Annotated in this window: 22 protein-coding genes, 2 tRNA genes and 2 pseudogenes; 16 read left to right on the top strand and 10 right to left on the bottom strand. The window is 48.9% G+C overall.

Annotation, left to right across the window (positions count from 1 at the left end):
• Positions 1-28 precede the first annotated feature (28 nt).
• The gene (locus DPRO_RS07200) at positions 29-712 is read right to left on the bottom strand and encodes a DUF554 domain-containing protein (protein ID WP_097011436.1); all 684 of its coding nucleotides are present in this window, start codon (positions 710-712) and stop codon (positions 29-31) included.
• Between the two features lie 226 nt (positions 713-938).
• Between DPRO_RS07200 and DPRO_RS07195 the strand changes: the two genes are divergently transcribed.
• Positions 939-1,025 (top strand) — tRNA-Leu (locus DPRO_RS07195).
• A 95-nt stretch (positions 1,026-1,120) separates the two neighbouring features.
• Here the strand turns inward: DPRO_RS07195 and DPRO_RS07190 are convergent.
• Positions 1,121-1,879 carry a substrate-binding periplasmic protein gene (locus DPRO_RS07190; protein ID WP_157917393.1) on the bottom strand — a complete coding sequence of 253 codons (759 nt, stop codon included), beginning with the start codon at positions 1,877-1,879 and terminating at the stop codon, positions 1,121-1,123.
• A 537-nt stretch (positions 1,880-2,416) separates the two neighbouring features.
• On the opposite strand from DPRO_RS07190, the gene DPRO_RS07185 reads away from it, so the two are divergent.
• Complete coding sequence (locus DPRO_RS07185) at positions 2,417-3,016, top strand: DVUA0089 family protein (RefSeq protein ID WP_097011434.1); 600 nt, start codon at positions 2,417-2,419, stop codon at positions 3,014-3,016.
• Between the two features lie 193 nt (positions 3,017-3,209).
• Here DPRO_RS07185 and DPRO_RS07180 read toward each other — a convergent pair whose 3' ends face one another.
• The 6 genes from DPRO_RS07180 to DPRO_RS07160 all read right to left on the bottom strand — a co-directional run bounded on the left by DPRO_RS07180 (position 3,210) and on the right by DPRO_RS07160 (position 8,331).
• Positions 3,210-4,343, bottom strand: coding sequence for an SGNH/GDSL hydrolase family protein (locus DPRO_RS07180; RefSeq protein ID WP_097011433.1), 1,134 nt, complete (start codon positions 4,341-4,343; stop codon positions 3,210-3,212).
• A gap of 5 nt (positions 4,344-4,348) precedes the next feature.
• The gene (locus tag DPRO_RS07175) at positions 4,349-6,205 is read right to left on the bottom strand and encodes a carbamoyltransferase family protein (RefSeq protein ID WP_097011432.1); all 1,857 of its coding nucleotides are present in this window, start codon (positions 6,203-6,205) and stop codon (positions 4,349-4,351) included.
• Positions 6,206-6,213: 8 nt separating this feature from the next.
• Positions 6,214-6,363, bottom strand: coding sequence for a DUF5989 family protein (locus tag DPRO_RS20295; RefSeq protein WP_173806759.1), 150 nt, complete (start codon positions 6,361-6,363; stop codon positions 6,214-6,216).
• 15 nt (positions 6,364-6,378) lie between these two features.
• Positions 6,379-6,795: an SxtJ family membrane protein gene (locus DPRO_RS07170; protein ID WP_162291155.1), complete on the bottom strand. Its 417-nt coding sequence runs from the start codon at positions 6,793-6,795 to the stop codon at positions 6,379-6,381.
• Positions 6,796-7,377: 582 nt separating this feature from the next.
• Complete coding sequence (locus DPRO_RS07165; RefSeq protein WP_157917392.1) at positions 7,378-7,749, bottom strand: hypothetical protein; 372 nt, start codon at positions 7,747-7,749, stop codon at positions 7,378-7,380.
• A 495-nt stretch (positions 7,750-8,244) separates the two neighbouring features.
• Positions 8,245-8,331 (bottom strand) — tRNA-Leu (locus DPRO_RS07160).
• Between the two features lie 136 nt (positions 8,332-8,467).
• Here DPRO_RS07160 and DPRO_RS07155 point away from each other — a divergent pair.
• The 12 genes and pseudogenes from DPRO_RS07155 to DPRO_RS07100 all read left to right on the top strand — a co-directional run bounded on the left by DPRO_RS07155 (position 8,468) and on the right by DPRO_RS07100 (position 20,068).
• Complete coding sequence (locus DPRO_RS07155; protein WP_097011429.1) at positions 8,468-9,526, top strand: glycosyltransferase family 9 protein; 1,059 nt, start codon at positions 8,468-8,470, stop codon at positions 9,524-9,526.
• Entirely contained in the window at positions 9,516-10,622 is a 1,107-nt protein-coding gene (locus DPRO_RS07150; protein WP_232005736.1) for a glycosyltransferase, read from the top strand. The genes DPRO_RS07155 and DPRO_RS07150 overlap by 11 nt, the downstream gene beginning before the upstream one ends.
• Positions 10,623-10,631: 9 nt before the next feature.
• Positions 10,632-11,756, top strand: coding sequence for a glycosyltransferase (locus tag DPRO_RS07145; protein ID WP_097011428.1), 1,125 nt, complete (start codon positions 10,632-10,634; stop codon positions 11,754-11,756).
• Positions 11,756-12,649, top strand: a complete 894-nt coding sequence (locus tag DPRO_RS07140; protein WP_097011427.1) for a glycosyltransferase — start codon at positions 11,756-11,758, stop codon at positions 12,647-12,649. Before DPRO_RS07145 ends, DPRO_RS07140 begins: the two co-directional genes overlap by 1 nt.
• Before the next feature lie 82 nt (positions 12,650-12,731).
• Entirely contained in the window at positions 12,732-13,982 is a 1,251-nt protein-coding gene (locus DPRO_RS07135) for a glycosyltransferase family 2 protein (protein ID WP_097011426.1), read from the top strand.
• A 313-nt stretch (positions 13,983-14,295) separates the two neighbouring features.
• Positions 14,296-14,616 carry a hypothetical protein gene (locus DPRO_RS07130; RefSeq protein ID WP_097011425.1) on the top strand — a complete coding sequence of 107 codons (321 nt, stop codon included), beginning with the start codon at positions 14,296-14,298 and terminating at the stop codon, positions 14,614-14,616.
• A gap of 168 nt (positions 14,617-14,784) precedes the next feature.
• Positions 14,785-15,337 (top strand): annotated as a pseudogene (locus DPRO_RS07125) (cephalosporin hydroxylase family protein).
• A 3-nt stretch (positions 15,338-15,340) separates the two neighbouring features.
• Positions 15,341-16,463, top strand: a pseudogene (locus DPRO_RS07120) (DegT/DnrJ/EryC1/StrS family aminotransferase).
• A 5-nt stretch (positions 16,464-16,468) separates the two neighbouring features.
• Positions 16,469-17,248 (top strand): glucose-1-phosphate cytidylyltransferase, encoded by a 780-nt coding sequence (rfbF, locus tag DPRO_RS07115; protein ID WP_097011424.1) that lies wholly within the window; start codon positions 16,469-16,471, stop codon positions 17,246-17,248.
• Complete coding sequence (gene rfbG / locus DPRO_RS07110; RefSeq protein ID WP_232005735.1) at positions 17,233-18,306, top strand: CDP-glucose 4,6-dehydratase; 1,074 nt, start codon at positions 17,233-17,235, stop codon at positions 18,304-18,306. Before rfbF ends, rfbG begins: the two co-directional genes overlap by 16 nt.
• Positions 18,303-18,830, top strand: a complete 528-nt coding sequence (rfbC, locus tag DPRO_RS07105) for a dTDP-4-dehydrorhamnose 3,5-epimerase (protein ID WP_097011422.1) — start codon at positions 18,303-18,305, stop codon at positions 18,828-18,830. The genes rfbG and rfbC overlap by 4 nt, the downstream gene beginning before the upstream one ends.
• Before the next feature lie 14 nt (positions 18,831-18,844).
• A complete protein-coding gene (locus tag DPRO_RS07100) occupies positions 18,845-20,068 on the top strand; it encodes a class I SAM-dependent methyltransferase (protein ID WP_097011421.1) in 1,224 nt (407 codons plus the stop codon).
• Between the two features lie 661 nt (positions 20,069-20,729).
• Here the strand turns inward: DPRO_RS07100 and DPRO_RS07095 are convergent.
• Positions 20,730-20,987, bottom strand: coding sequence for a hypothetical protein (locus DPRO_RS07095; RefSeq protein WP_097011420.1), 258 nt, complete (start codon positions 20,985-20,987; stop codon positions 20,730-20,732).
• A gap of 1 nt (position 20,988) precedes the next feature.
• Positions 20,989-21,663 (bottom strand): YkgJ family cysteine cluster protein, encoded by a 675-nt coding sequence (locus DPRO_RS07090; RefSeq protein WP_097011419.1) that lies wholly within the window; start codon positions 21,661-21,663, stop codon positions 20,989-20,991.
• A 372-nt stretch (positions 21,664-22,035) separates the two neighbouring features.
• Here DPRO_RS07090 and dsrA point away from each other — a divergent pair, with 372 nt between their 5' ends.
• Positions 22,036-23,355: a dissimilatory-type sulfite reductase subunit alpha gene (gene dsrA / locus DPRO_RS07085; RefSeq protein ID WP_097011418.1), complete on the top strand. Its 1,320-nt coding sequence runs from the start codon at positions 22,036-22,038 to the stop codon at positions 23,353-23,355.
• Positions 23,356-23,373: 18 nt separating this feature from the next.
• Positions 23,374-24,519: a dissimilatory-type sulfite reductase subunit beta gene (gene dsrB, locus DPRO_RS07080; RefSeq protein WP_097011417.1), complete on the top strand. Its 1,146-nt coding sequence runs from the start codon at positions 23,374-23,376 to the stop codon at positions 24,517-24,519.
• Positions 24,520-24,563 lie beyond the last annotated feature (44 nt).

Raw genomic sequence — 24,563 nt, 5'->3', positions numbered from 1 at the left:
TTTTTGCAGTATGCAGGGAGGTGGTTTATTAGGCGAAAAGGGCGGTGAGGATGACCACGAACCCCAGTGAAGGGAGCAGGTTCGCCAGCTTGATTTCTGTCAGTTCGAGCAGGTTGATCCCGATACCGATAATCAGCAATCCGCCGCAGGCAGTGATCTGGGCGATCATCATGTCGGAAAAGTACTGCTGAAAGTAGCTCGCGCCAATGGTCATGATTCCCTGGTAGAGCAGGACAGGGATGAAAGAGAAGAAGACGCCGGAGCCATAGGATGCGGCCAGGGCGATGGAGGCGAATCCATCCAGAATTGATTTGGTGAGAAGCACCTCGGGGTTCCCGTTGATGCCTTCTTCGAGAGCGCCGACGATAGCCATGGCCCCGATGCAGTAAATGAGAGAGGCGGTAATCAACCCTTCGGTGAATTTGGGGTTCTTCGACTTGAGAAGGCCCTTGAGTCGGTTGCCCATTCGCTCGAACAGGGTATCCAGACGGCAAAGCTCGCCAGTGATGGCGCCCAGTAGAATCGCGAAGATGACGATAAGGATGTTCTCGACCTTGAGGGCCATCTGAATCCCGATAAGCAGGACGCACAGGCCGAGGCCCTGAAAAACAATGGATCGAATGCGGTCCGGGAAGCGCGATTGCAGCCAGCAACCAATGATCGAACCGCCGATGATGGCGAGGGCGTTGACGATTGAGCCTACGGGGAGCATGGAAACACCTTTGGTTGAGATAAACGATTGAACAGCTCGTAGCTATCACCGCCCAACCTCCCATGACAAGCGAGAAAACATGGAATCAATAAAGTTTTAGTGTCTTACGCAGGTCTCCTGCATGGACAGAAATTCCATCACGCCTATGATTCATGCCCATGTTCAACATGTTGTTACAAACCATTGACAATCAGCCCCCTCCTGCCCTATGAAGAACGTCTCCCGTGCCAGGGTGGCGGAATTGGTAGACGCAGCGGATTCAAAATCCGCCGGCCTCACGGCCGTCGGGGTTCAAGTCCCCGCCTTGGTACCAGATAAATCAGCGGCTTACGTATTAAACGTAAGCCGCTTTTTGGTTTGTGGGCGAAATGCTCAGAAACACGTCACTTTCCTGATGGCATGGAACCATTACTGCAAGTACGACTGGATTATCGCATCAACAATGCCTTCACGTTTCAAATCGGCCAGCACTGTTTCTATTTCAGGAAGAAGCTCGACCAAATGGGACTTGCGGCTGATGGCAATTCGTAGGTCCCATTCAAAGAATGTCTTGCTCGACCGCAGGAATTTGTTGCGTAGCTCGGGGTGTTGATTGATGAGCGATTGAACGACCAGTTCATTTCCGGGGAAAATTTCTATTCTGTGTTCCAGTAATTTGAGCAGGTTCGAGTAGTCACTGTTTGCTGTTTCCACATTCATTGATTGCAGAAAATTGTCGAACTCCTGACCATAGCTGTATCCGCGGGTTATGCCAATCTTGTATCGGCGCAAGTCCTGCAATGTATCGAAGTGGATGGGGTTTTTCTCTCGCTCGGTGGAGGACCATATCAGCCCACGAGCTGTAACAATGGGTTCGGTGAAATGAAGGAACTTCTGACGCTGTGGGGTCTTGATAAGGATGATCACGCAGTCTGCCTGACCATTTTCCAACATGGATAACGTTCTTTTCAATGGATAAATGGAAAGGGCGTATTCTCGGTTGAGTCGTGAAAACAGTTCTTCTGCCAGATCCACGGCTATGCCGGTCGCGGTTCCACTTTTCACCTGATAAAATGGAGGGTAGTTGAAACCTACCAGTTGTACCCTGTCGCTGTTTTGCCCCCAGGCCGGACAAGGATTGGACACAGACACCAGGGTGATCAGAAAGAGCGCGATGCAGAATGTCATGGCAGTATGCAACGCATGACATAATAGTGACTTCCTTTTGATGACGGCCTGCATGTCCTGATCTTTTTCCCTGATCGGTTGAATGTTCTTCGCACGATAAACTAGCCCGTCTATAACACGATTCGCGTCAGAATTGTTAATATAAGGCAGTATCATACTGTTAGCTTATACAGCATGTGACTGGCAGTTACAATGCTCTGATCAAAAAACACTGGAATGCCGGATGTCTTCAGTTAAAGCCAAGAGCAAACAGGTCATGCTGTCTCACATTAACATATGCTGATGCTATACGTATTCGGTTATTCCAGTTGGGCTAGCCGAAATCACTATTGTGCATCTTGGGGGAAATTCCCGGGTGATGTCCTATTTTATAGGACTGTCAGCCATGGGGCTCAGGATTTTGTTGGTATTGCTTACATTCTCTAAGAAAAAATTTACATGGGAACTGAAGGGTTAATCCAAAAATTACTTTGTTTTTCAGTGTTCTGGAGGATGGTTCATATCTTGCTAACTGTATCCGAAAAAGGAGATGCGGTTATGAAACGTTTGATTTTTGCCCTGGTAGCTGTCTGTTTCATGCTACCGACCAATGCCCAGGCTCTGGATTATGATTACTTCGGTAATATGCAGTATCATAATGATGTCCTGCGGTTTGACTTTTCTGTCCTTGGTTCCGGAGAACGTGTCTTTTTCTCCTCCTCTTGGGATGATGGTGGCTTTGATCCCATGCTCGGGCTTTGGAACAGTGATGGAAGCCTGATCGAGTTTCAGGATGATGGTGGGGCTACCGGTACACAGCTTTCCAACGGTGTTGGGTATGACTATGGCGGGTATGACTCATTTTATGCAGTGAATCTGGACGTTGGAAGCTATTTCCTTACCCTCACTGCCTATGATAACTTCAACATTTCTGATAGTTATCTTGATGGGTTCCAACGTGACGGGGACACCCCTCTGCTCATCGCTGACTGGGACCAGCCTGCCAATGGTTCAGTCACAAACGAATACGCATTCCATATTTTGAATGTTGACCGAGCAAGCGGACCGATTCCCGCTCCTGAACCTTCAACCATGCTTCTTCTCGGCGTGGGATTGCTTGGATTGATCGGGTTTGGACGGAAGAAGATGAAGGCTTAAGGTCTTGTTGCTTTAAATAGGGTTGGTGCCGTGAAAGCACGGTACAAGTAAAGACAACACCTCTTCAGGTCGCGTCTGATCGTACACCGAATCGGTAATAAAAAAGGTTGCAGTGATGAAGTGCAACCTTTTTTATTGGTCTGAGACCTTTATGATTTGTATGGCCGTGCGGATCGCCGGTCCTTTTCCCTTTCTATTGAGAAGGTTTGCTTCGGAGTGCCCGGTCTACGATTGGCGCGAGAACAGATGCCGCAGCCTCGTTGCCAAACGGATTCCAGTGGTTGTCACATACGAAGAACACATCATGTGCATTCAACTTCTGCTCGTGGAATTCCTTGAGCATGTCGACGTAAGTGAAGCCTTTCTCCTCCGACAGTTCCCGTATTTTCTTTGACAAAGGCGGTTCCTGTCCGGTGTACATCTCAAAGTCCGGAAGGACCGGGATCGTGAACACGATCAGTTTCTTGTCTCGCGCTTCTTCTGCGATCTGTTCCAGTGAGTACCGCATGATATTCCACTCTTCATTTGTGAAATTATAGTAACGCGACTCAGGCTTTTCCCGATCAAACTCTTCCTGCCAGCGGGGGACCAGTGTCAATCCTTCGAGTCGGTAGGACCCGAGATAGCGCATGATGCGATAAAAACTGCTCCACTCGCGTAAGGTGAAATCAAAGCTCTTCAGAAACGGTGTCTTCTTGTTGATGTTTGGCAGTTCTTTCGCACTGTATACCAGGTCGTAATCGGGATATGTGCCATCCAGGTAGGGGCGATAGGATGCTTTTTTCAGCCCGATCTCGTAGTCGTTATCCTTGAAATCGTTATGGGGAAGGATGCCCAATATAACCACATCATGGTCAAACTCGCGGACCATGTGTTTATAGAGCTGCCATTCCTGGATTGTCCCGAATCCCCCAGAGGTTCCGAAGTTGAGAACCTCTTTGCCGAGAGTCGCTTCCAGCCGGTCGGAGAGTCTGTCTTCCGACTCGTTTCCCCATCCTTCGACAAAGGAATCACCAAGGATTGCAACGCGGGTGTCGTTGCTGGTCATGGAGCGTTCCTGGTCTCTCATGCCATGGGAGTTGGCTGTGTACTTGACCACAAAGCACGACTTGTTGTGCAGGTATTCGGAGTTGGGAGCGTGCCATACCCCGAAGTGCTCGTTGATATATACCCAGAACTTACTGCCGGCATTGACGATGCTGTAGGTTGGCAGTGGAATGTGGGGATTGATGAACCGAATGTAGGCGTACGAGCTTATTTCGAGCAGGACGATGGTAATAAAAAGAAAAATCGCCAGTTGCTTCAGAAAAGAGAGAATTTTTTTCATCAGAATTAGTCCAATTCAAATTGGCTGATCCAATCTTTGGATTCGTCCCACTCGGGTTGATCAGCTTTGGAAAACACATGGTCACCTATTACGAGGTAATCCATCTCGGTGCGCATGAAGCAGGTGTAGGCATCTGCCGGGGTACAGACGATAGGCTCGCCTCGGACGTTGAAACTCGTATTGACCACCAGTCCGCATCCGTGCTCCGCATTGAAGGTATTGATAAGTTCCCAATATCGAGGGTTGGTCTTTTTGCTGACCGACTGGATACGCGCCGAATGATCGACATGCGTTACGGCCGGGATGTGCGAACGCTGAACGTACAGACGATCATACATCTCCATGTCGTCATAGCCTTCGGGGAGCGGATGGCACTGCGCATCGGCCACCGGAGCCACGATGAGCATGTATGGTGAAGGACGATCAAGATCGAACCATGTGGCAATCTCTTCTTCCATGACGGACGGGGCAAAGGGGCGGAACCCCTCGCGGTACTTGATCTTGAGATTGAGCTTTTTCTGCATTTCCGGGTGGCGTGGATCACCGAGTATGGAACGCCCGCCCAATGCTCTCGGTCCATATTCCATGCGGCCCTGGAACCAGCCGATGGCATTACCCTGGGAAAGCAGGTCGGCAACGTCCGAAGTCAGCTTGCCGAAATCATCGTATTTAACGGACTTCGCCTTGAACTGACGAATGACGCGCTGGGTGTCGTTCTCCGAAAAAGAGGGGCCGAGGTAGGCGCCACGCATGGAGTCATCAGAATCGACCACGCGCTCCTTGCCTTGCCAGATGTGCCGTCCGGCAAGGGCCGCACCCAGGGCTCCGCCAGCGTCGCCGGCAGCGGGCTGAATCCAGATATCGTCAAATGTCTTGTTGCGAAGCAGTTTGCCGTTGGCCACACAGTTGAGCGCCACGCCGCCAGCCATGACCAGTTTGTTGCAGCCGGTCAACTCTTTGGCGGTTTCAGCCAATGTAAATACAATTTCCTCGGTCACCTGCTGAATGGCAAAGGCGAGGTCCATGTAGTCCTGGGAAATGTCTGTTTCAGGCTGGCGGGCCGGGATTCCAAAGAGCGATTCCCATTTGGGGAATTCGCACATGGTCAGGCCGGTGGCATAGTTGAAATACTCCATGTTCAGGAGCAGGGAGCCGTCTTCGCGTACGTCGATCAGCTCATCATAGATGGCTTGCTTCCACGTGTCGATTCGCTCTGCCGTGGGATTACCGTATGGAGCGAGCCCCATGAGTTTATATTCGCCGGAGTTGACCCTGAAGCCACAGAACGCGGTGAAGGCAGAGTAGAGGAGACCGAGTGAATGAGGGAAATGCAATTCCCTGAGAACCGAGATGTCCTTCCCGGACCCCTTGCAGATGGTCGTCGTTGCCCATTCGCCGACGCCGTCCACCGTCAGGATTGCAGCTTCCTCAAAAGGGGAGGGGTAAAATGCACTCGCTGCGTGTGAGAGGTGGTGCTCCGGAAAGAGGATCTTCGGCTTGCCAGAACCCAGACGAGCAAGCTCGTCCTTGAGCATTTTACGCATGAAGAGCTTTTCCTTGATCCATACCGGTATGGAGGAAAGGAAGCTCTGTAATCCCTTGGGAGCAAAACCGTTGTATGTTTCCAGAAGTCGCTCGAACTTGAGGTAGGGCTTGTCGTAGAATGCGACGGCACTCAGGTCGGAGAGCTGCAATCCGCCTTCTTTCAGAACATACTTGGCCGCATTGTGCGGGAAATCTGCGTCGTGCTTCTTGCGAGTGAATCGTTCTTCTTGTGCTGCGGCTACAATTTCACCGTCCACCAGAAGAACAGCGGCTGAATCATGATAAAAGGCAGAAATCCCCAGAATGGCGTCTGACATATTGCCCTCTAGAATACGGTGTAAATGAACGGTGCAATGGCCGAACCGCTGGTCAGGACAATGAGCGAACCGAAAACGAGCAGTACGAGGATGACCGGAAGCAGCCAGAATTTTTTGCGTACTTTAAGAAAGCCCCAGAGGTCTTTGAGAAAATCCATGATGTTCCTTGTTTGCTAGTAAGGGAGTTCGATTTCTTCTGCAGTGAAGGTGTGGTCGCGTGATTCAAAAACGGACGTTGAATCCTTTTTCCATTTTCCGAGCTGCATGGGGTCGTGCCCTAGCATTCGTCGCAAGAGGGCAAGGGGAGTCACAACCACAAAAAATACCAGGGAGAGTAATATTTTGGACATGACAGTCCCAAGCAGTGTCGAAAAGCCGAGCCAGCCTTTAGCTACATAGGTGTATGCCCGCGCCCAAACCATGTTGAGCACTAACAGGATGATGGCAGCGAGGTGATACTCTCTGACATCAGTGAACCACCCTATGAGCAGGGCGATGAGCACCATGGCCATGCCGGTGTCGCTGCACTCTTTTGTGGTTACTGTCGTAGGGAATATACCGTGAGAGTTGTGTTTGTTGGTGTCTATCATATGTCTTGGTAAATAAAATTATAATTTTTTGTACGCTTGTGCCTTATAAATATCCCAAAATCAAGTTGCTTTCGTCGTATCTTCTATTGATATGGTTATTGTTATCATCTTGGGCGTAGCGTTCATCGTTTTCTTATCGATCATTACTTGAGAATGGAGATGGCGGATTGAGAGATATAAAGGGGCCGGCGAAGTAGTGGATTTGCCGTCTACATCACACTGGTCTTGGAAGCTGCGCAGGATTACCGAGGTTGTCGAATGAGGCTGATTCAATAGCAAAGTCCAACAAACATCATGCTGTTGGGCTGTGGAAGTGTGGAAGTGTGGAAGTGTGGGAGTCGGGTGATACATAAGAAAAAGGTTTGTGGCTGATAGTCACAAACCTTTTATCTTGGAGTCAAGAGAGTGCTTGAAGGCTTTTATGGTTTTTGGCTTTTCAACGAGCGGGTTTTATGGAGTGATGTTCTTGGACTGATAGCAGAACCTGAAGGACATCTACCTCTTTGACCCTGTTGTGGTAAGCTGCATATCTCTGTGCGAACATGCCCCTTGCAATTACTGCAACAAGGAATGAAATAGGGTTTAATCGTTAGTAATGACCTTATACCTTACCCCGAGGTCATCGCACAAATTCTTAACACCCTGAAGAACCAGTTGTTCGGATTCTTCATGTGACCGTTCATCATCTGTCCCTGTTGCAATTATCTGGCTGACATTCTTGCTGACTGGAACAACGGTGAATCTCGCTTCCCACTTCGTTTCAGTCCCTTCGACTTTGATCAAATAATTATCCTCATCGATGTCGGTAACGGTGAAGGTGATGCCGGATTCTGACACACCACTTTCTACCCGTTTTTTTGCGGCAGCAAAGACTTCCGGAGCACTCTTGGGGATTTCGACCGTAACCGTTATGCCAGAATCGGAGTATGCGGCAATAATGGGTATGATCAACATCGGACACCCCTGCAAAAACAAGGTCAGACTGAGCAAAAGCGGAGCCCAAAGCCTCAAAATAGTGCTGTTTTTTTGGTACCTCATGGAGTCTCCTTGTAAATGAGTATAGGTTGACAGATCACACTGTTGATTCCGTATCACAACTGGAACACATTTACGACAAAGTTTTTAGATCGCAGCACGATCAGGTCACTTGTGAAGCAGGCTCCCAACGCTATTTTGGGGGATAATTTATTCTTGATTCAGTGGTATGAAAGAATAAAATGCGCTTGGGCGCATAGGCACTTCGGATGTATAATCCAAACAGATGCATAGTTGGTATGAGGGGGCGAACGAGAGTTATGTACGTTTTATTTCGTGGCAGAGCGGTAATGCACGTTGCTCTGTACTCTCTGCTTCACGGCAACCCCATGGCGTTGGACGCGGGTCGCACGAACTGCTCGTTGGAAAAGAAAAAAGGTTTGTGACTGGTTAGCCACAAACCTTTTGCATTCTTGGTGCCGAAGAGAAGACTCGAACTTCCACGGGATTGCTCCCACTAGACCCTGAACCTAGCGTGTCTACCAATTCCACCACTTCGGCACGATCAGGGACGAGTTAGATAACTGGAGTTGCTTTGCCTGTCAACCGATAAGTGCTGCCTTTCTGACTATGGGCGTTGGGTGTACCCTCCTTAAAAAAACGTGACAGTTCGCTTTCTTTGGGATACCACGCCACCATGACCGACCTGTTGGGCTTCACCCCTAGAAAAATTCTTGCGTGTCAGCTTCGCCAGATTGGCGATGTGTTGCTTTCGACACCGGCTTACAAGCTACTCAAGCAACGGTATCCTGACGCAGAGCTCCATGTCCTTACAGAAAAGAAGTGTGTCAGTGTGCTGGAGAATAACCCGCATGTTGATCATGTTTGGGCTATCGATAAAAAGGAGCTTGCCAACCCGTTGAAGGCTGTTGCATGGTACGCCCGTGTCGGTCGTCAGGGGTACGATCTCATCGTTGACTTTCAGCAACTCCCTCGCTGCAAGTGGGTTGTCGGCTTGTCCAATGCTCCTGTCCGACTCTCTTTCTCTCCTCCCTGGTACAATAGATTCCTTTACACACACTGGACGGAAATGGAATCCGGGTATGCCGCAAAAGCCAAGGCCAGCGTGCTGGCGCCACTTGGTATTGAGTGGGATATGGATAAACCCGAGCTGTTTCTTACCGATCAGGAAAAGAGTGACGCCGAGGCCACTCTCAAGCAGTACGGGCTTTCCGGTGTGCCGTTCATCACAGTCGATCCCAGTCATCGTCGGAAAACCCGAAAGTGGCCGGCTCGTCATTATATTGCATTGCTGAAAATTTTGGAAGAGCAGCACCCGGACATGAAGGCCGTGATCCTGTATGGTCCCGGGGAAAAAGAGCTGGCAGACAAAATCAATGCTGAAGCCGGGAACAATGTTCTGGTTTTCGATGAAATGTTGAGCCTGCGTCAGATGGCGGCCGTTCTTGATAGGGCTGTCATGCATTTGGGAAACTGTTCCTCCCCAAGGCACTTTGCTGTGGCCGTAGATACGCCTTCTGTCGTCATACACGGTGCAACCAGCCCGGCATGGCGCTTTCCCAGCGATGATCACTTGAGTCTCATTCGCTGGCAAGGCTGCTATCTGTGCAACAAAAATACATGCAAGCTCGGAACAATTGAGTGTCTAGTTGAGTATCTTCCCGAGCACGTGTTTTCGGAGTTCAAAGAGCACCTGGAAAAGTGCCTGGTGCGTTGGAGCGATCATGAAAGGTAAGCCGATCAAAGTGGCATTTATCGTGGGAGGCCTACCTTTTGGCGGAGTCGAAAACTGGCTGCTTGACCTTGTTCAGCCTCTCAAAGCGGGAAGTGAAATCGATCCATACGTGATCAACCTTTCCGGGACGGGCGACCTCATGTCCAAATATGAAAAGATGGGTGTTGAGGTCCTTTGCATTGGTAGCGACAAGAAAAGCATCAAAACGCATCGTTTGGATACCCTGCTGGAGTTGCGCAAGAAGCTGAAGGATATTCAGCCTGATATTGTGCATACAATGCATTTCTCAGCAGACTATTTCGGGCGTCTTGCTGCTCTGGGGTTGGATGTTCCGGTTTTTTGCCACGTTCATACTGCCAAATCCGAACGCAAAATCTACCGAAGACTAGCCAATAAAACATTATCCTATGCCACGACGTGTTTTTTTTCCGTCTCAAAGGAAGTGGCGTCCACGGTTGAGAAAGATCATAACACTGCAGGACGTCCCAGCCGCGTGCTCTATAACGCCGTGGACCCTGCCAAAATGGATGTGGAACCCTTTGACTTGTTCGAACGACATGGCCTGTCAGGTAAAACCATTGTGGGCGTTGGTCGATTCGTTGCCCTGAAGAATTTTGACAAGTTAATCAAGGCTTTTGCGATTGTTAGTGAGCAGGATCCCGACGCTTCGCTTCTGTTGTTGGGTGATGGTGGACAGATGGATGATCTGAAGCAGCTTGTTCAGGAATTGCAAATCGAGAATAAAGTCTGTCTGCCTGGATATGTGAACAATGCCGATATCCCCAGCTATCTGAAAGCCGCCTATGTCCTGGCAATGCCCTCAGAATATGAAGGATTACCGATTGCTCATATTGAGAGCTTGTTTTGCGGGTTGCCAGCCGTCGTGTCCGAACATGTGCCGTCCATCGAGATTGCAGCTGATGCCTCTCTCGTCTGCACGACGGATGTCGATGACATAGCAGAAAAACTGTTACGTGTTTTATCGGATACATCGCTCCACTCCAGTCTGTCTCAAGCCGCCCTGTCCATTGCGCCCGAGTACTCTATTGAGCGATATATAGAGAAGCTCTTGGCGGTATATAGGGAATTCCTGTAGATAGTTGCCATGAAGATTTTATTTGTAGTTGACAGAATGGGTGGAGGCGGTATCGAGCGCTTGCTCGTAGACATGGTTCGTCAGCTCAAGGATACTGGTCACGAACCTGTTGCGATCCCCATGGCCTCATCCGGTCCGCTGCTTGCGGATCTCGAGGCAACAGGTATTCCTGTGCGATCAATTACGGACAATATCAAGGACATTGGTTTCTTCAAGCCCGTCATGATCAAGCGGTTGCGGCAGATGATCAGGGAGGAAGCACCGGATATTATCCATCTCTGTGACATCGTGAGTGGGCATGTGGGCAGAATCGCCAGTCTGGGGTTGGGCATCCCTGTTGTTTACGCTCTTCATAGCATGGCTCCCCACGGGAAACGAAAATACCGCGTCGCGAGTTCTCTTCTTTCATTTGCAACCGATCACTATGTAGCGGTCTCCAGAGAGGTCTGGGAGGTCACCGGGCGTCAACAGAATATAGCCCGAAAACCGTATACGGTCATACATAATGGGGTGAATCAGCAACTTTTTCTTGACTCGCAACCTATCGATATAGCTCGGGATATAATCGGTGACGATGGGCCTGTTGTAATGAGTTGCGGACGACTTGTGCCATTGAAGAATGTGGATCTTCTCATACGCAGTTTTGTCTCAGTCTTGGAAAAAATCCCCAATGCGTCCTTGTTGATATTGGGTGATGGGCCGGAAAGGGAGCGCCTGGAAGCTCTGGCTCGGGAAGTGGAAGTTGACGGAAGTACATATTTTCTCGGATTCAGGGAAGATGTCCCTTCTATTCTCAAAGGACTGGCTTCGATGCGTGCGTTGATGGCTATGCCTTCGGAGTACGAAGGGTTCAGCCTTGCCTTTGCCGAGGCCCTCTATTGTGGATTGCCTGTCGTTATCAGCGAGCAGGCCGCCCCTAAAGATATAGTTGGCGAGGGAGTAGTATATTGCTCTCTTGATGAAACATCCTTGTCTACAGCACTTTGTAAAGCCCTGGGTGATGCGGATCTGTATGCAGAAATGTCCCATAGCGCCCGGAATCTTGGTGCGAGCTTGACTATTGCCAATACTATTGATGATCATTTGCGCGTTTATGAAAATGTACTCAGCCAAAAAAAGGGAATGGGCGTTTAATGAGTAGCCCACTGATATCAATTGGAATTACCTGCTTCAATGCACAGGACACAGTTGGCCGTGCAATAGAAAGCGCCCTTGAGCAGGATTGGCCCAATACGGAAGTCGTCGTTGTTGATGACTGCTCCTTGGATGATTCAATCTCCGTCATTGAATCGTATATGGAAAAGCACGACAACATACGGCTTATTCGCCATGAGGAAAATCGCGGTTGTCCTGTGTCCAGAAACAGTATCCTTGACCATGCCCGAGGCGATTACATAGCCTTTTTCGATGACGATGACTGGAGCTATCCTTCCCGGCTGACCAAGCAGTACAATCGCATTCAGGAATACGGCCATTCATCTGAGATAGTTTTTTGTTACTGCAACTGGGAAGTTGCTCTTGAAGAAAAGCCGGACGAGATTATACAGACAATCGAAGGTATTGGACGCCATCCTGCTGAACCGCATGGGGAGATGGTTGCGAGATATCTTCTGCTCGGTCAGTTTGTTTCGCTGCCGGGAGCAAAAAGTCCCGACTATACATGGGGAGGCCTTGGAACGGGGACACTCATGGGGAGTCGGGAAAATTTCGATTTGGTTGGCAGATTTGATGAGGAGCTTGGCCGGTATGAAGACTGGGATATGGCTATTCGAGCGAGCTTCCTGGGGGCACATTTTATTTCGGTAGACGAAACCTTAATGCTCCAGCACAGGACTTATGGGCAGGATAAATCCTTTAAAAATGTTGTGGATAACAGATCGCACCTTGCTCACAAGTATAAAAGTTTTTTCATAAAATCAGACGTTTGGTTGTATGCAAGGATAATGATGCATGCTGGGGCTCACGAGTATGTCGGCAACAAGTGGCGGTTTAAGTTGTTACGAAGCTTGGCAAAGCGAGTTCTGTAAAGTTGTGTAAAATGAGACTGGCTATGTAACAAGTCTTCGTACTGTTTTGGTGACTTTGAATCGATAATAAATAAAGAGATATATGATGAAATTTCAAATCATGTTGCCTACCTACAATAGAGGGGATTTGGTTGGCGGTGCAATAAAAACAGTACTCGCCCAGGAGAACCCCAACTGGTCTCTGTTGGTCGTTGACAATAACAGTGCTGATAATACAGCGGAAGTCGTCAAGTCCTTTGATGATCCTAGAATACGTTATGTGTGCAATCCCACCAACACGTCGATGTCTGGCAACTGGGAGTTCGGACTTAAGCACCTCGAAGAGGCTGATGCGTACACGGTGCTTGGTGATGATGACGGATTTCTACCAAATGCTTTGACTGTTGTTGAGAATATGTTTCAGGAGCATGATATTGAAGCTGTTAGGGTTGATGACGGGTGTTTTACATATCCTGCGGTAGATGGCAGTACCCTTTCTCGTTTGCAGGCATCCTGTCGCGGTGAGTACTCAATTTATAATTCGTTTGAGGTCCTCAAGAAGGTAGCTCGCTTCGAGCATCCTGGGGGCTATAAGTGGTTACCCTCTATCTATAACAGTTTTTTTTCCAGGAAGCTCCTTGAAACGATAAAAGAGAAATCTCCAGAAAGAGTTTTTGGTTCTGCCGCCCCAGATATTTATACGGCCATGCTTGCAGGAGGCCTAGGTGTTAACTTTCTCTACCTTTCATATCCCGTTAAGTTGCCTGGAACTTCTCCTAAATCAAATGGTTTCCTAGTAGGAAAGACTGGAAAGAAAGGGAAGATAGATCCTAGGGCTTCGGAGTTTTACAAAAGTACAATTGCGGAAAAGCTGATTAGGCATGATGCCATTACTATTTTCCCCCATGTGTGGGATTCCATTCAGAAAGTGAGATCATTACTTAATATTAGAGATATCTCTCTTGATTCTGAAAGGGTATATACTGCTGTTGTAAAGGAGTTCCTGAAGAGGAGTAACGTGCTACTTGAAGGTGATATTCAATTTTTGTCAGAAGTATGCTCTGTCCCGGTAGAGGATGTCAGGAAGGATATTTCTGGGAGGTTGAAAAGAAAAGAAGTCAAAGAACGTAAACGCAAAATTCGCAAGGCATTGACTCTAAGTAGCCTACGCCGCCGGATTTGGCCCCGCTCAGAGCCCATTTCTTCCAATAAATACTTTATTGACGAGTATGTTGCGGATGAGAGTGTGAATGATATTTATTCCGGATGTATGTACTACTACCAAATGCTGCAACCGCTTGATTTCGAGGTTAAACCTGTTGAAGATGTTGCTGGTATTTATGCGTCTGAATAAAGAAGCAAGCCGCTTCCTGAATAAAAGTCTTTTGAAGGATCAGAAGCAAATATAATATTATCCTACCCTCTTGTGGGCAGTTGAGTGTGGTTAAAGTGCTGATTTAATTAGAGACTAATGTAATGGGCTCATTTATGATGTTTGTGATTACTTCAATGATTTACCGAGCATGGGGTCGTTTTAGTGAGTAGCATATGATAAAGGTGATGGTTCACTGACAATTTGTTTTTTAGAATTTTGCTTATGTACACGGGGGTAAGATACATCCTCAAAGCATATTAAAAAGTCTGAAAGACGAGTGTCTGGAGCCTTTTTGCTGCGTATCTCATTTGATATTGATGTGCTTGGATATCCTAGGGCCTTCAGATGGGCTTCACCGTCTGAAGATATTGAGAAATCTGGCTTGAGGGTGATCAATAAAAGTGGAATCTACTATAAGATGCTTTCTACACCACAAATGGATTGGTTCTTGAGAACGGTCTCTGAGAAAAGGGGTATGGTTGGGGGAGAACCGGGATGGAAAAGGCATTTTGCCGTGCCTGCTATGAATATAGGCTTGAACACCCTGAAGATTGCAATCTCGTTTACGCAGTTACAGAAGATTGATGAAGTAGGATTAAGGGATACAGTATAACGGATTCTACTGAGCTCCAACAGCAGGTTGCTGCCAATATTGAAAACTCTGGGGCAGGATAAAGAGCTTCTGGGAAAATATCATCGCTGGGCCCAGCGCTCCAACGAGAGTGGGTATACATATGACTTCAAGTAGATAGGGCTTCCCCTCATTCTATACCCTCAAGATATGGCTGCGATGCAGGAAATCATATGGGAAGTAAAACCTGACCATAACATCGAGACAGATATAGCTCGTCTTCTATGCCAGCATGTTGAAAATGAGGGATATTCAAGGTGGAGTCGTTGGGGTGGATATTGATATCAGGCCTGATAACCGTGAGGCGATCGAAAATCATCCCATGGCTAAGTGTATAACACTTATTCAAGGCTCTTCGATTGATGAGGGGGTTGTGGATCAAGTGAAAAGTTGTGCTCAAGGAAAGAGTCGAGTTCTTGTTGCTCTAGACTCTAATCATACCCATCAGCATGTGCTTGCAGAGCTGAAAACATACGCTCCACTTGTTGCAAAAGACAGTTGTTGTGTTGTTTTGGACACTATCATTGAATATATGCCTGAAGGGTACTTCCCTGATCGTCCCTGGGATAAAGGTGATAATCCTAAGACTGCAGTCTGGGAGTATCTCAAGACAACGGATCGCTTTGAGATAGACGATGCTATTCAAAACAAGCCGCAGATTACCGTAGCTCCAGATTACTACTTGAAGTGCATCAAGAATTAATTCATGAAACGAATACCTGTAGCCGGGCCATCTGTTACGAAGCTGGAAATTGATTACGTCACAGATGCAGCTGTTAATTCGTGGGGTGAAAATGCCAGTGTTTACTATGAGAAGTTCCACAGAACTTTCGCTGAATTCGTTGGTGTCAAAAATGCTGTCAGCTTGCCGTCATGTACATCGGCGCTGCACCTCTCTTTGGCTGCCTTGGGAGTTGGGCAGGGGACGAAGTTGTTGTGCCTGACGTTACATGGATAGCTTCTTCTGCTCCTGTCTCTTACGTTGGCGCTATTCCTGTTTTGCCGATATTGATCTGGAAACGTGGTGTATCTCTACCAAAGGTGTTGAGGAATGCCTCACATCGAAAACCAAAGCCATCATCCCTGTTGAGCTCTATGGCAGTATGCCGGATTGGGGTGCTATCCACGATGTCGCACGGGCCAATAATTTGTTCGTTGTGGAGGATGCGGCAGAAGCGCTGGGGTCTCAATGTAAAGGCAAAGGGGCTGGCAGCCTGGGCGCTACTGGTTGTTTTAGTTTTCATGGTTCCAAAAGCCTGACGACCAATGAAGGGGGAATGATTGTTATAGATGACGACGACCTCTTCAAACGGATCCTGTTCTTACTTGACCATGGGCGTATAGCGGGGAATGTTTTCCCCGTGAATGTTGAGTTTGCTTTCAAGTACAAAATGAGTGCTATGCAGGCTGCTATGGGACTTGCTTTGATTGAGCGTGGTCAGGAGTTGGTTGATGGCAAGCGTGAGATATTTAACTGGTACGCTGAAGAGCTTGGTGATATTGATGGCCTCAAGCTGAATGCAGAACCCGTCGGTGTGGTAAACAGTTACTGGATGACCACAGTTATCGTTGATCCAAAATATGGAATGGATAAATTCATTCTTATGGAAAAAATGAAACAGGAAGGAGTGGATACCCGTCCATTCTTCTCCCCGCTTAGTTCAATCCCTGCATATGCTGATACGGAAGAAGCTCGGGTTGCTTCAAAGAGAAATATCAATGCGTATGCCGTTAGTGGGGCAGGCATCAATTTGCCTAGCGGTCTTCAGCTTACAAGGGATGATATTTCAAAAGTCTGCGACGCGTTAAAAAGAATTTTGAAGGGATAAGGTTTATGGAAGTAGTAATCCTGTGCGGCGGTTTGGGGACTCGTCTCCGTGAGGAAACCGAATTTCGTCCTAAGCCGATGGTGAATATTGGACCCAGGCCGATTTTATGGCATGTCATGAAAACCTATGCATCGCATGGGCATACGGATTTCGTGCTTCCGCTCGGATACAAAGGTGAAATGATCCGTGATTATTTTGTTAACTATCAATGGATGAATAATGATGTGACCGTTGATCTTGGGCATCCTGATTCCATTTGTCAGCACAATTGTCACGATGAGTCAGACTGGCGTATAACCATGTCCGACACCGGTGCGCAGACCCTCAAGGGTGGACGTATCAAGCGTATTGAGAAATATATCACCGGCGACACTTTTATGATGACCTATGGTGATGGTGTGGCAAACATCGACATCGCGGCTTTGCTTGATTTTCATAACTCCCATGGAAAGTTGGTCACGGTGACGGGTGTTAACCCTGCTCAGCAGTTTGGTGTTCTTAAGACGGAAAATGATGCCGTTCTAGCTTTCGAGGAAAAGCCCGATAGAGCTAGAGAGGATCTCATTAGCGGCGGTTACTTTGTGATGAGCAGAAAGGTTTTCGATTACCTTACCCCAGAAGTGGGGTGTGATTTTGAGTACGGCCCACTTGAAAAGATTGCGGCTGAAGGCCAACTCATGGTTTACCGTCATGACGGCTTTTGGGCTTGCATGGACACCTTGCGAGACACTGAAAAGTTGAATGCCATGTGGGATGCTGGCAAAGCTCCTTGGAAGATCTGGTAGTCATGTTTTCGAATTTTTATAGTGGAAAAAGAGTTTTTCTTACCGGGCACACCGGATTCAAGGGAGCATGGTTAGCTCTGTGGCTTGAGCAGATGGGCGCCCAGGTTGCGGCATATTCTCTAGAACCGCCATCTTCGCCTTCCCTCTGGTCTTTGGCGAATGTTGAAGGTTCCGTTAAACGGGTTGGTGGTGACATCAATAACGCAGCTGATATCTCGGCAGCGGTTCGTTCGTTCAAACCTGAAATAGTGATTCATATGGCGGCTCAATCTCTTGTCAGGCCATCGTATGATAACCCACTTGAGACCCTTAATACCAATGTGATGGGGACTGCCAATCTGCTTGAGGCGATTAGGCATACGCCACATGTGCGCTCTGTGATCATCGTTACGAGCGATAAGTGCTATGAGAATCAGGAGACAGGTACTCCTTTTGTGGAAAGCGATCCCATGGGGGGGCATGATCCGTATTCAGCGAGTAAAGGATGCGCTGAACTCGTCACAGCTTCTTACGTAAATAGTTTTTTCCGGCAAAATTCAACGGCTGTTGCTACTGTTCGAGCGGGGAATGTCATCGGGGGAGGAGATTTCGCCGTAGATCGCTTGATTCCTGACATGGTAAGGGCTTTCAAGGCTGGTAATCCGGTTCATATTCGGTCACCGCATGCCACACGTCCCTGGCAACATGTTCTTGAGCCTCTCTCGGGGTACCTTCGCCTGGCAAAGTCCCTTTTCGAAGAAGGTCAGGAATATGTCGGAGCTTGGAATTTCGGTCCGGCAAAAGAATCTGTCAAAACAGTTGGTGAAGTTGTTACATTCTTTTCCGATTTGTGGGGAGAAGGTGCAGCCCATCAAATTGACCAGAGCGAGCAGCCTCACGAGGCTAAGCTGTTAGGTTTGGACTGTAGCAAGGTCAATAATGAGTTGGGATGGAAGCCGAAGACTGATTTTGAGAAGGCAATGGAAATGACCGCCGAGTGGTATAAGGAGTGGGCGAACGCAGGGGATGTTCGTAGCAAAACCATCAAGCAGATTGCCGAATTTGAGGCTTTAAAATGATTATTTCTGACTTGCCCCTAGCAGGTTTGCTCCTTTTGGAATCAGAACCTTTTCGTGACGATAGAGGGCAATTTTCGCGGCTGTTTTGTCGAAACGAACTAAGTGAAAGAGGCGTGGGGATGAATATTGCCCAGATCAATCATTCACTTACTCGCAAAGTTGGATCGATCCGAGGAATGCACTTTCAGCGTCCTCCGCATGCCGAGATCAAGATTATTCGATGCTTGCGAGGCAAATGCTTCGATGTCGCTGTGGATTTAAGGCCGGAATCTGACACCTATTTGAAGTGGCATGGGGAAATACTGGAAGGCCATGACAACAAAGCGCTGTTAATCCCTGAAGGATTTGCGCATGGATTCCAGGTATTGGAAGCGGATACTGAATTGCTTTACCTTCACTCGGAGTTCTATACTCCAGAGGTTGAAGCTGGAGTTCGCTTTGATGATCCCCAACTGGCCATTGAGTGGCCTTTGCCGCCAAGTGAAATTTCTGACAGAGATGCTACCCTGCCGTTCATCAAATAATTGAGAGTTTTTACATGAATTGCCGCCATTGCGACACTCCTTTGAGAGATGTTTTTATTGATCTTTTTCACCAACCGCCATCGAACTCTTTTTTGTCTTCGAGCCAGTTGGATGAACCAGAAGTCTACTATCCTCTTAAGATTTTTGTCTGCTCAGAGTGTTTTTTGGTTCAGGTAGCAGAGTACAAGAAATCCGAAGATATTTTTTCTGATGACTATGTCTACTACTCCTCCTATTCGACATCATGGGTTGAGCATGCAAAGCAATACGTCGACATGGCAACATCACGGTTCGGACTCGAAGCAGACTCCCAAGTGGTAGAGATCGCATCCAATGATGGCTACCTCTTACAGTGGTTTGTTCAGGCAGGAATTCCATGTCTTGGTATTGAGCCTACAGGCGGGACTGCTGACGCTGCTGAGGAAAAAGGGGTGCATTCTCTCAGAGAATTCTTTGGTTCTGAACTGGCAAGTAGATTGGTTGAACAAGGAAAGCAGGCAGACCTGCTTTTGGGAAACAATGTTCTCGCACATGTCCCTGATATTAATGATTTTGTCTCCGGTCTGAAGATTGCCTTGAAGCAGGGGGGTACCATTACGATGGAATTCCCTCATTTGGCGAATCTTGTTCGCTTAAACCAGTTTGATACCATATATCATGAACATTATTCCTATTTGTCACTGCTCTCGGTTCAACGAATATTTCAGGAAAATGGCCTGACCATTTTTGATGTCGAGCATCTGCCGACACATGGCGGGTCTCTGAGAATTTTTGCATGCCACGAAGAGGAAGCGCGAGAGGTCAAACGTGCTGTTGCAGATTGTCTTGAAGATGAACTGGCTCAGGGAGCGGGGACAATCGATTACTATACTGGATTTCAGCAAAAAGCCGACTTGATCAAAAGAGAACTCCTCGCCTTTCTCATGGACCAAAAGCGTGAGGGGAAAACCGTAGCTGCCTATGGGGCTGCAGCCAAAGGCAACACGCTTCTCAACTATTGTGGAGCCCGAACAGATCTCATTTCATTTTGCGTTGATGCCTCGCCTCATAAGCAGGGGCGCTACATGCCTGGCAGTCATATTCCGGTTCTTTCACCTGAGACACTCCGAGAAGAAAAGCCTGACTTTGTTTTGATTCTTCCTTGGAATATCAAAGAAGAAATCATGAAGCAGCATCATTACATCAATGAGTGGGGCGGGCGTTTTGTGGCTGCAATTCCAGAATTAGTCGTGTTTTGATTGGCTCAATCATAGCCGAGTCTAACACACGGGAAATCAAACCTTATTTTGCCGTGAAATCGGTGTCTCTATGATTGGTTGATTTAGAGTTGTTGAGCATACCACGAATAGAATGTCGGTAGCTCTTGAGGGGCTTTTGTCGCATCTTGTACCGGTAGATGCCAATAGCAAGTCATATTACTCTATGCCTTTAGTGGCTTGTGAGCACTGCATTCTCCCACTTTCACGAGTCACATGCTGTTTTGCTTGAGACTCTGCCTTTTCCCAGCCATCCATTGTATTTTCGACTTTGGTCGAAGTGTGTCCGAAACAGCTTGGGACACTCAAGCACCGACAATACTGTTGCCCCTTCGAGTCTGAAGCTCGTTTGGCCAGATGTTTACGAAAATGAGGGAGCGGCCTTCATTTTGAAGTAGGGGTTTTCTTCTTCAAAAAAAGAAGAAAGGCCTCATGGCGGTGATTGAGGCCTTTCGGGGGGAGTTCCCGACGGGGATGCCGGGAAAATGTGGCTCTAATAAGCCACAGCCCCGAAAAGAGAGCAATAGGGGATGTTCCCGTTCTTCAGTAGAGAAACAGGAAAATATCCCGAATAATCATGAAATTTTTTTCATCGGGCCTCAAGCAACTCAAGGCCCGATGAAATATGTGTTATTCGTAGGCGTTAGTGAGCCTTCAGAAGGTTCTTGGCGATCTCCAGGTCGTACAGCGCAAGGGGGTTCCGATCCGTGGCGCGTTCCTTGTACATTTCGGCGGCCTGCTGGATAGCGGAGTAGGGGACCCATTGGTGTTTTTCCCAGATGATCGGTTCATTGGGGTTATAGAGTCGAAATTCAATGACGCCTTCGTTGTCTCGGACGTACATGCGAACTTCGGGGTGCTGCAGTGACGGGGTGTAGTAGTGGCCTCGTTCGTCTTTCATGTTAGGCTCCCTGGGCGAAGCTGAATCGTACGGAATCGCCCTTTTCATATACTTTGATGTTCATGGTTCCGAGCAGGACACGTAAGGGACGTCCGAAAAGGAATTCGGTGATGTCTGCGTTTGTACCGCTCTTTTCTGCTACCAAGCGTCGAACTTCCATATCGAACAGAACGATTTCTTTCAATTTGACGCCTGCCTCGTCATCTCCTTCACGAGCCTTTTTTGCCGTTTCTTCCATAAGAATGGGAGAACATTGCTTGTCATGCTCTTCGATGAGTTCAAGGAGAGGGTGGTTTTCAGGCAGCAGGCTCGCCCGCGTCAGCCTGGTTTTATCATATACTGCCGATAGCGCCTCTGGTTCGAGACAGAAAAGGAGTTCGCACTCCAGCGGACGAGTCTCGTAAATACCGCAGTTCTGTCCATCAGGGCTGAAGTTGATGCATGTCCACCCGTTGTCGCGTCCCTTTATCTTGAGAATTTCGGTCTCAAGGGGGAGGATTGACTGGGCGGGCTGATTGTAGACACGCTCTCCAGGTCGAAGTGTGACGATATCGGACAGTTGGATTGTACCATCCTGAACAAGCGGCATGTCTTCTTCGTGCAAAGCCGGACCGCCTTTTCTGCAGCATGCGCCGCACCGCTTACATTGAAGATTGTTATCATTCGTATTCTGCAAGTTTGTGTTGCTCCTGAAATTCTTTTGTTGTAACGATTATGTCGATCCATAACCTGTTGCCAAGGACCGATACTCTGCATGGACTGCAAACGCAAGTCTGCGCGCGAGAAAGAGCAAAGGCGCGGGACGGGCGATGGGCCCGTATGATCAGGTTTGACAATGCTTTTTGGGCAATTACCGGTTGACATAAATCGGATGCGTCCATTACATTGGCACCCCTGCATACTTTGTGAATAGGTGCGCAAAAGGCCCCTGTTCAACGCACGATGCGTAATGTAGCAAAGGTGTCCGGGCTCCGGAAAATATTCTGCAGTCGGCCCGGATTAGAATGGTTGATGGCAACATCTTAATCAAACAATGGAGGTTAAGGGAATGGCGAAACACAAAACTCCTCTGTTGGATCAGCTGGAAAGCGGCCCGTGGCCCAGCTTCGTATCCGACATCAAACAGGAGGCAGCAAACCGAGCCAAGAACGAAAAAGGTCTTGACTACCAGGTTGCAGTGGACTGCCCTGAAGATCTGCTCGGCGTTCTTGAAATGTCTTTCACCGATGGTGAAACTCACTGGAAGCACGGCGGCATCGTTGGCGTTTTCGGTTACGGCGGCGGCGTTATCGGCCGTTACTGTGACCAGCCTGAGATGTTCCCCGGCGTTGCTCACTTCCACACCGTTCGCGTGGCTCAGCCCGCCGGTATGTGGTACAAGACTGACTTCCTGCGTCAGCTGATGGACATCTGGGATCTCCGCGGTTCCGGTCTGACCAACATGCACGGCGCTACCGGTGACATCGTTCTGCTTGGTACTGCTACTCCGCAGCTCGAAGAAATCTTCTGGGAATTGACTCACGACCTCGACGTCGACCTCGGCGGCTCCGGCTCCAACCTGCGTACCCCCGCTTCCTGCATGGGTATGTCTCGTTGCCAGTACGCCTGCTACGACGCTCAGGAACTGTGCTACAACATGACCCAGGAATACCAGGATGAGCTGCACCGCCCGGCTTTCCCCTACAAGTTCAAGTTCAAGTTCGACGGTTGCGCGAACGGTTGCGTTGCATCCATCGCACGTTCCGACATGGCCTTCATCGGTACCTGGAAAGGCGCCATCAAGATCGACCAGGAAAAAGTAGCTGCTTACGTTGGCGGCGAAATCGCTCCTAACGCTGGCGCTCACGCCGGTCGTGACTGGGGTGCATTCGACATCCAGAAGGAAGTCGTCGATCTGTGTCCGTCCGAATGCCTCGCATTCGAAGACGGCAAGCTGGTCATGGACCACAAAGAGTGTGTCCGCTGCATGCACTGCATCAACACCATGCCTCAGGCCCTGAAGATCGGTGACGAGCGCGGCTTGTCCATCTTCTGCGGTGCTAAGGCTCCGATTCTCGACGGTCCTCAGATGGGCTCCCTGCTCGTTCCCTTCGTTGAAGTCAACAAGGACGACGACTACCAGGCCATCAAAGACATCGTTGAAAACGTTTGGGACTGGTGGATGGACGAAGGCAAGAACCGTGAGCGTATCGGTGAGACCATGAAGCGTCTTGGCTTTGCCGCCTTGGCTGATGCCGCTGGCATCGCTGCTGATCCTCGCCACGTTCAGGAACCCCGCCACAACCCCTACATCTTCTGGAAGGCAGAAGACGTTGATGGTGGTTGGGATCGCGATCTCGCCGAATTCCGTAAACGCCACCAGCGCTAAAGATTGGAGGAAAATAATATGGCTTTCATTTCTTCCGGATACAATCCTGACAAACCGATGGAAGGTCGTATCTCTGATATCGGCCCCCGCCACTTCACGGATTTCCTTCCCCCGGTAATTGCTAAGAACTTCGGCAAGTGGGACTACCACGAGATCCTCGAACCGGGTCTCCTGTGCCACACCGCCGAGTCTGGTGACAAAGTCTACACCGTTCGTTGCGGTTCCGCACGTCTGGTTTCCGTCACCTACATTCGTGAACTCTGTGACATCGCTGACAAGTTCACCGGTGGACACCTGCGTTTCACCACTCGTAACAACATCGAGTTCATCCTCGAGTCCCTGGACGAAGCCAAAGAACTGATGACCTTCCTGGAAGGCCAGAAGTTCGACGGTGGTTCTCACAAGTTCCCCGTTGGTGGTACCGGTGCCGGTGTCACTAACATCGTCCACACCCAGGGTTGGATTCACTGCCACACCCCGGCTTCCGACGCTTCCGGTACCGTTAAGGCTACCATGGACGTCGTATTCGATGACTTCAAGGACATGAAGCTGCCTGCTCCGGTTCGCATCTCCATGGCTTGCTGCCTCAACATGTGTGGCGCGGTTCACTGCTCCGACATCGCTATCCTCGGTGTTCACCGCAAGCCGCCCCTCATTGACCACGAGTACCTTGACAACCTTTGTGAGATCCCCCTGGCCGTCGCTTCCTGCCCCACCGGTGCAGTTCGCCCGACCAAGGTAGAGCTCAACGGTGAGACCTACAAGACCGTCGCAATTAAGGAAGAGCGCTGCATGTTCTGTGGTAACTGCTACACCATGTGCCCCTCCCTGCCTCTGTCCGACGGTGAAGGTGACGGTATTGCCATCATGGTTGGTGGTAAGATCTCCAACCGTATCACCAAGCCCGCCTTCTCCAAGGTTGTAGTACCTTTCGTACCCAACGAGCCGCCTCGCTGGCCTACGATGACCAAGGTCATCAAGAAGATCCTCGACACCTACGCTGCCGAGGCCAACAAGTACGAGCGTCTGGGCGACTGGGCTAACCGTATTGGTTGGGAACGCTTCTTCGAGAAATGCGAACTGGAATTCAGCTCTCACCTGATTGATGATTTCCGTGATCCCGCATACTACACCTGGCGTCAGACCACTCAGTTCAAGTGGTAAGATAATAAAGCTCCGGGGTACGGCATTCCGCCGTACCCCGACTT

This window comes from Pseudodesulfovibrio profundus (genome assembly GCF_900217235.1).
GTDB lineage: Bacteria > Desulfobacterota > Desulfovibrionia > Desulfovibrionales > Desulfovibrionaceae > Pseudodesulfovibrio > Pseudodesulfovibrio profundus.
Note: the sequence above shows the minus strand (reverse complement) of the source record. Positions and strands in the feature narration are given on the sequence as shown.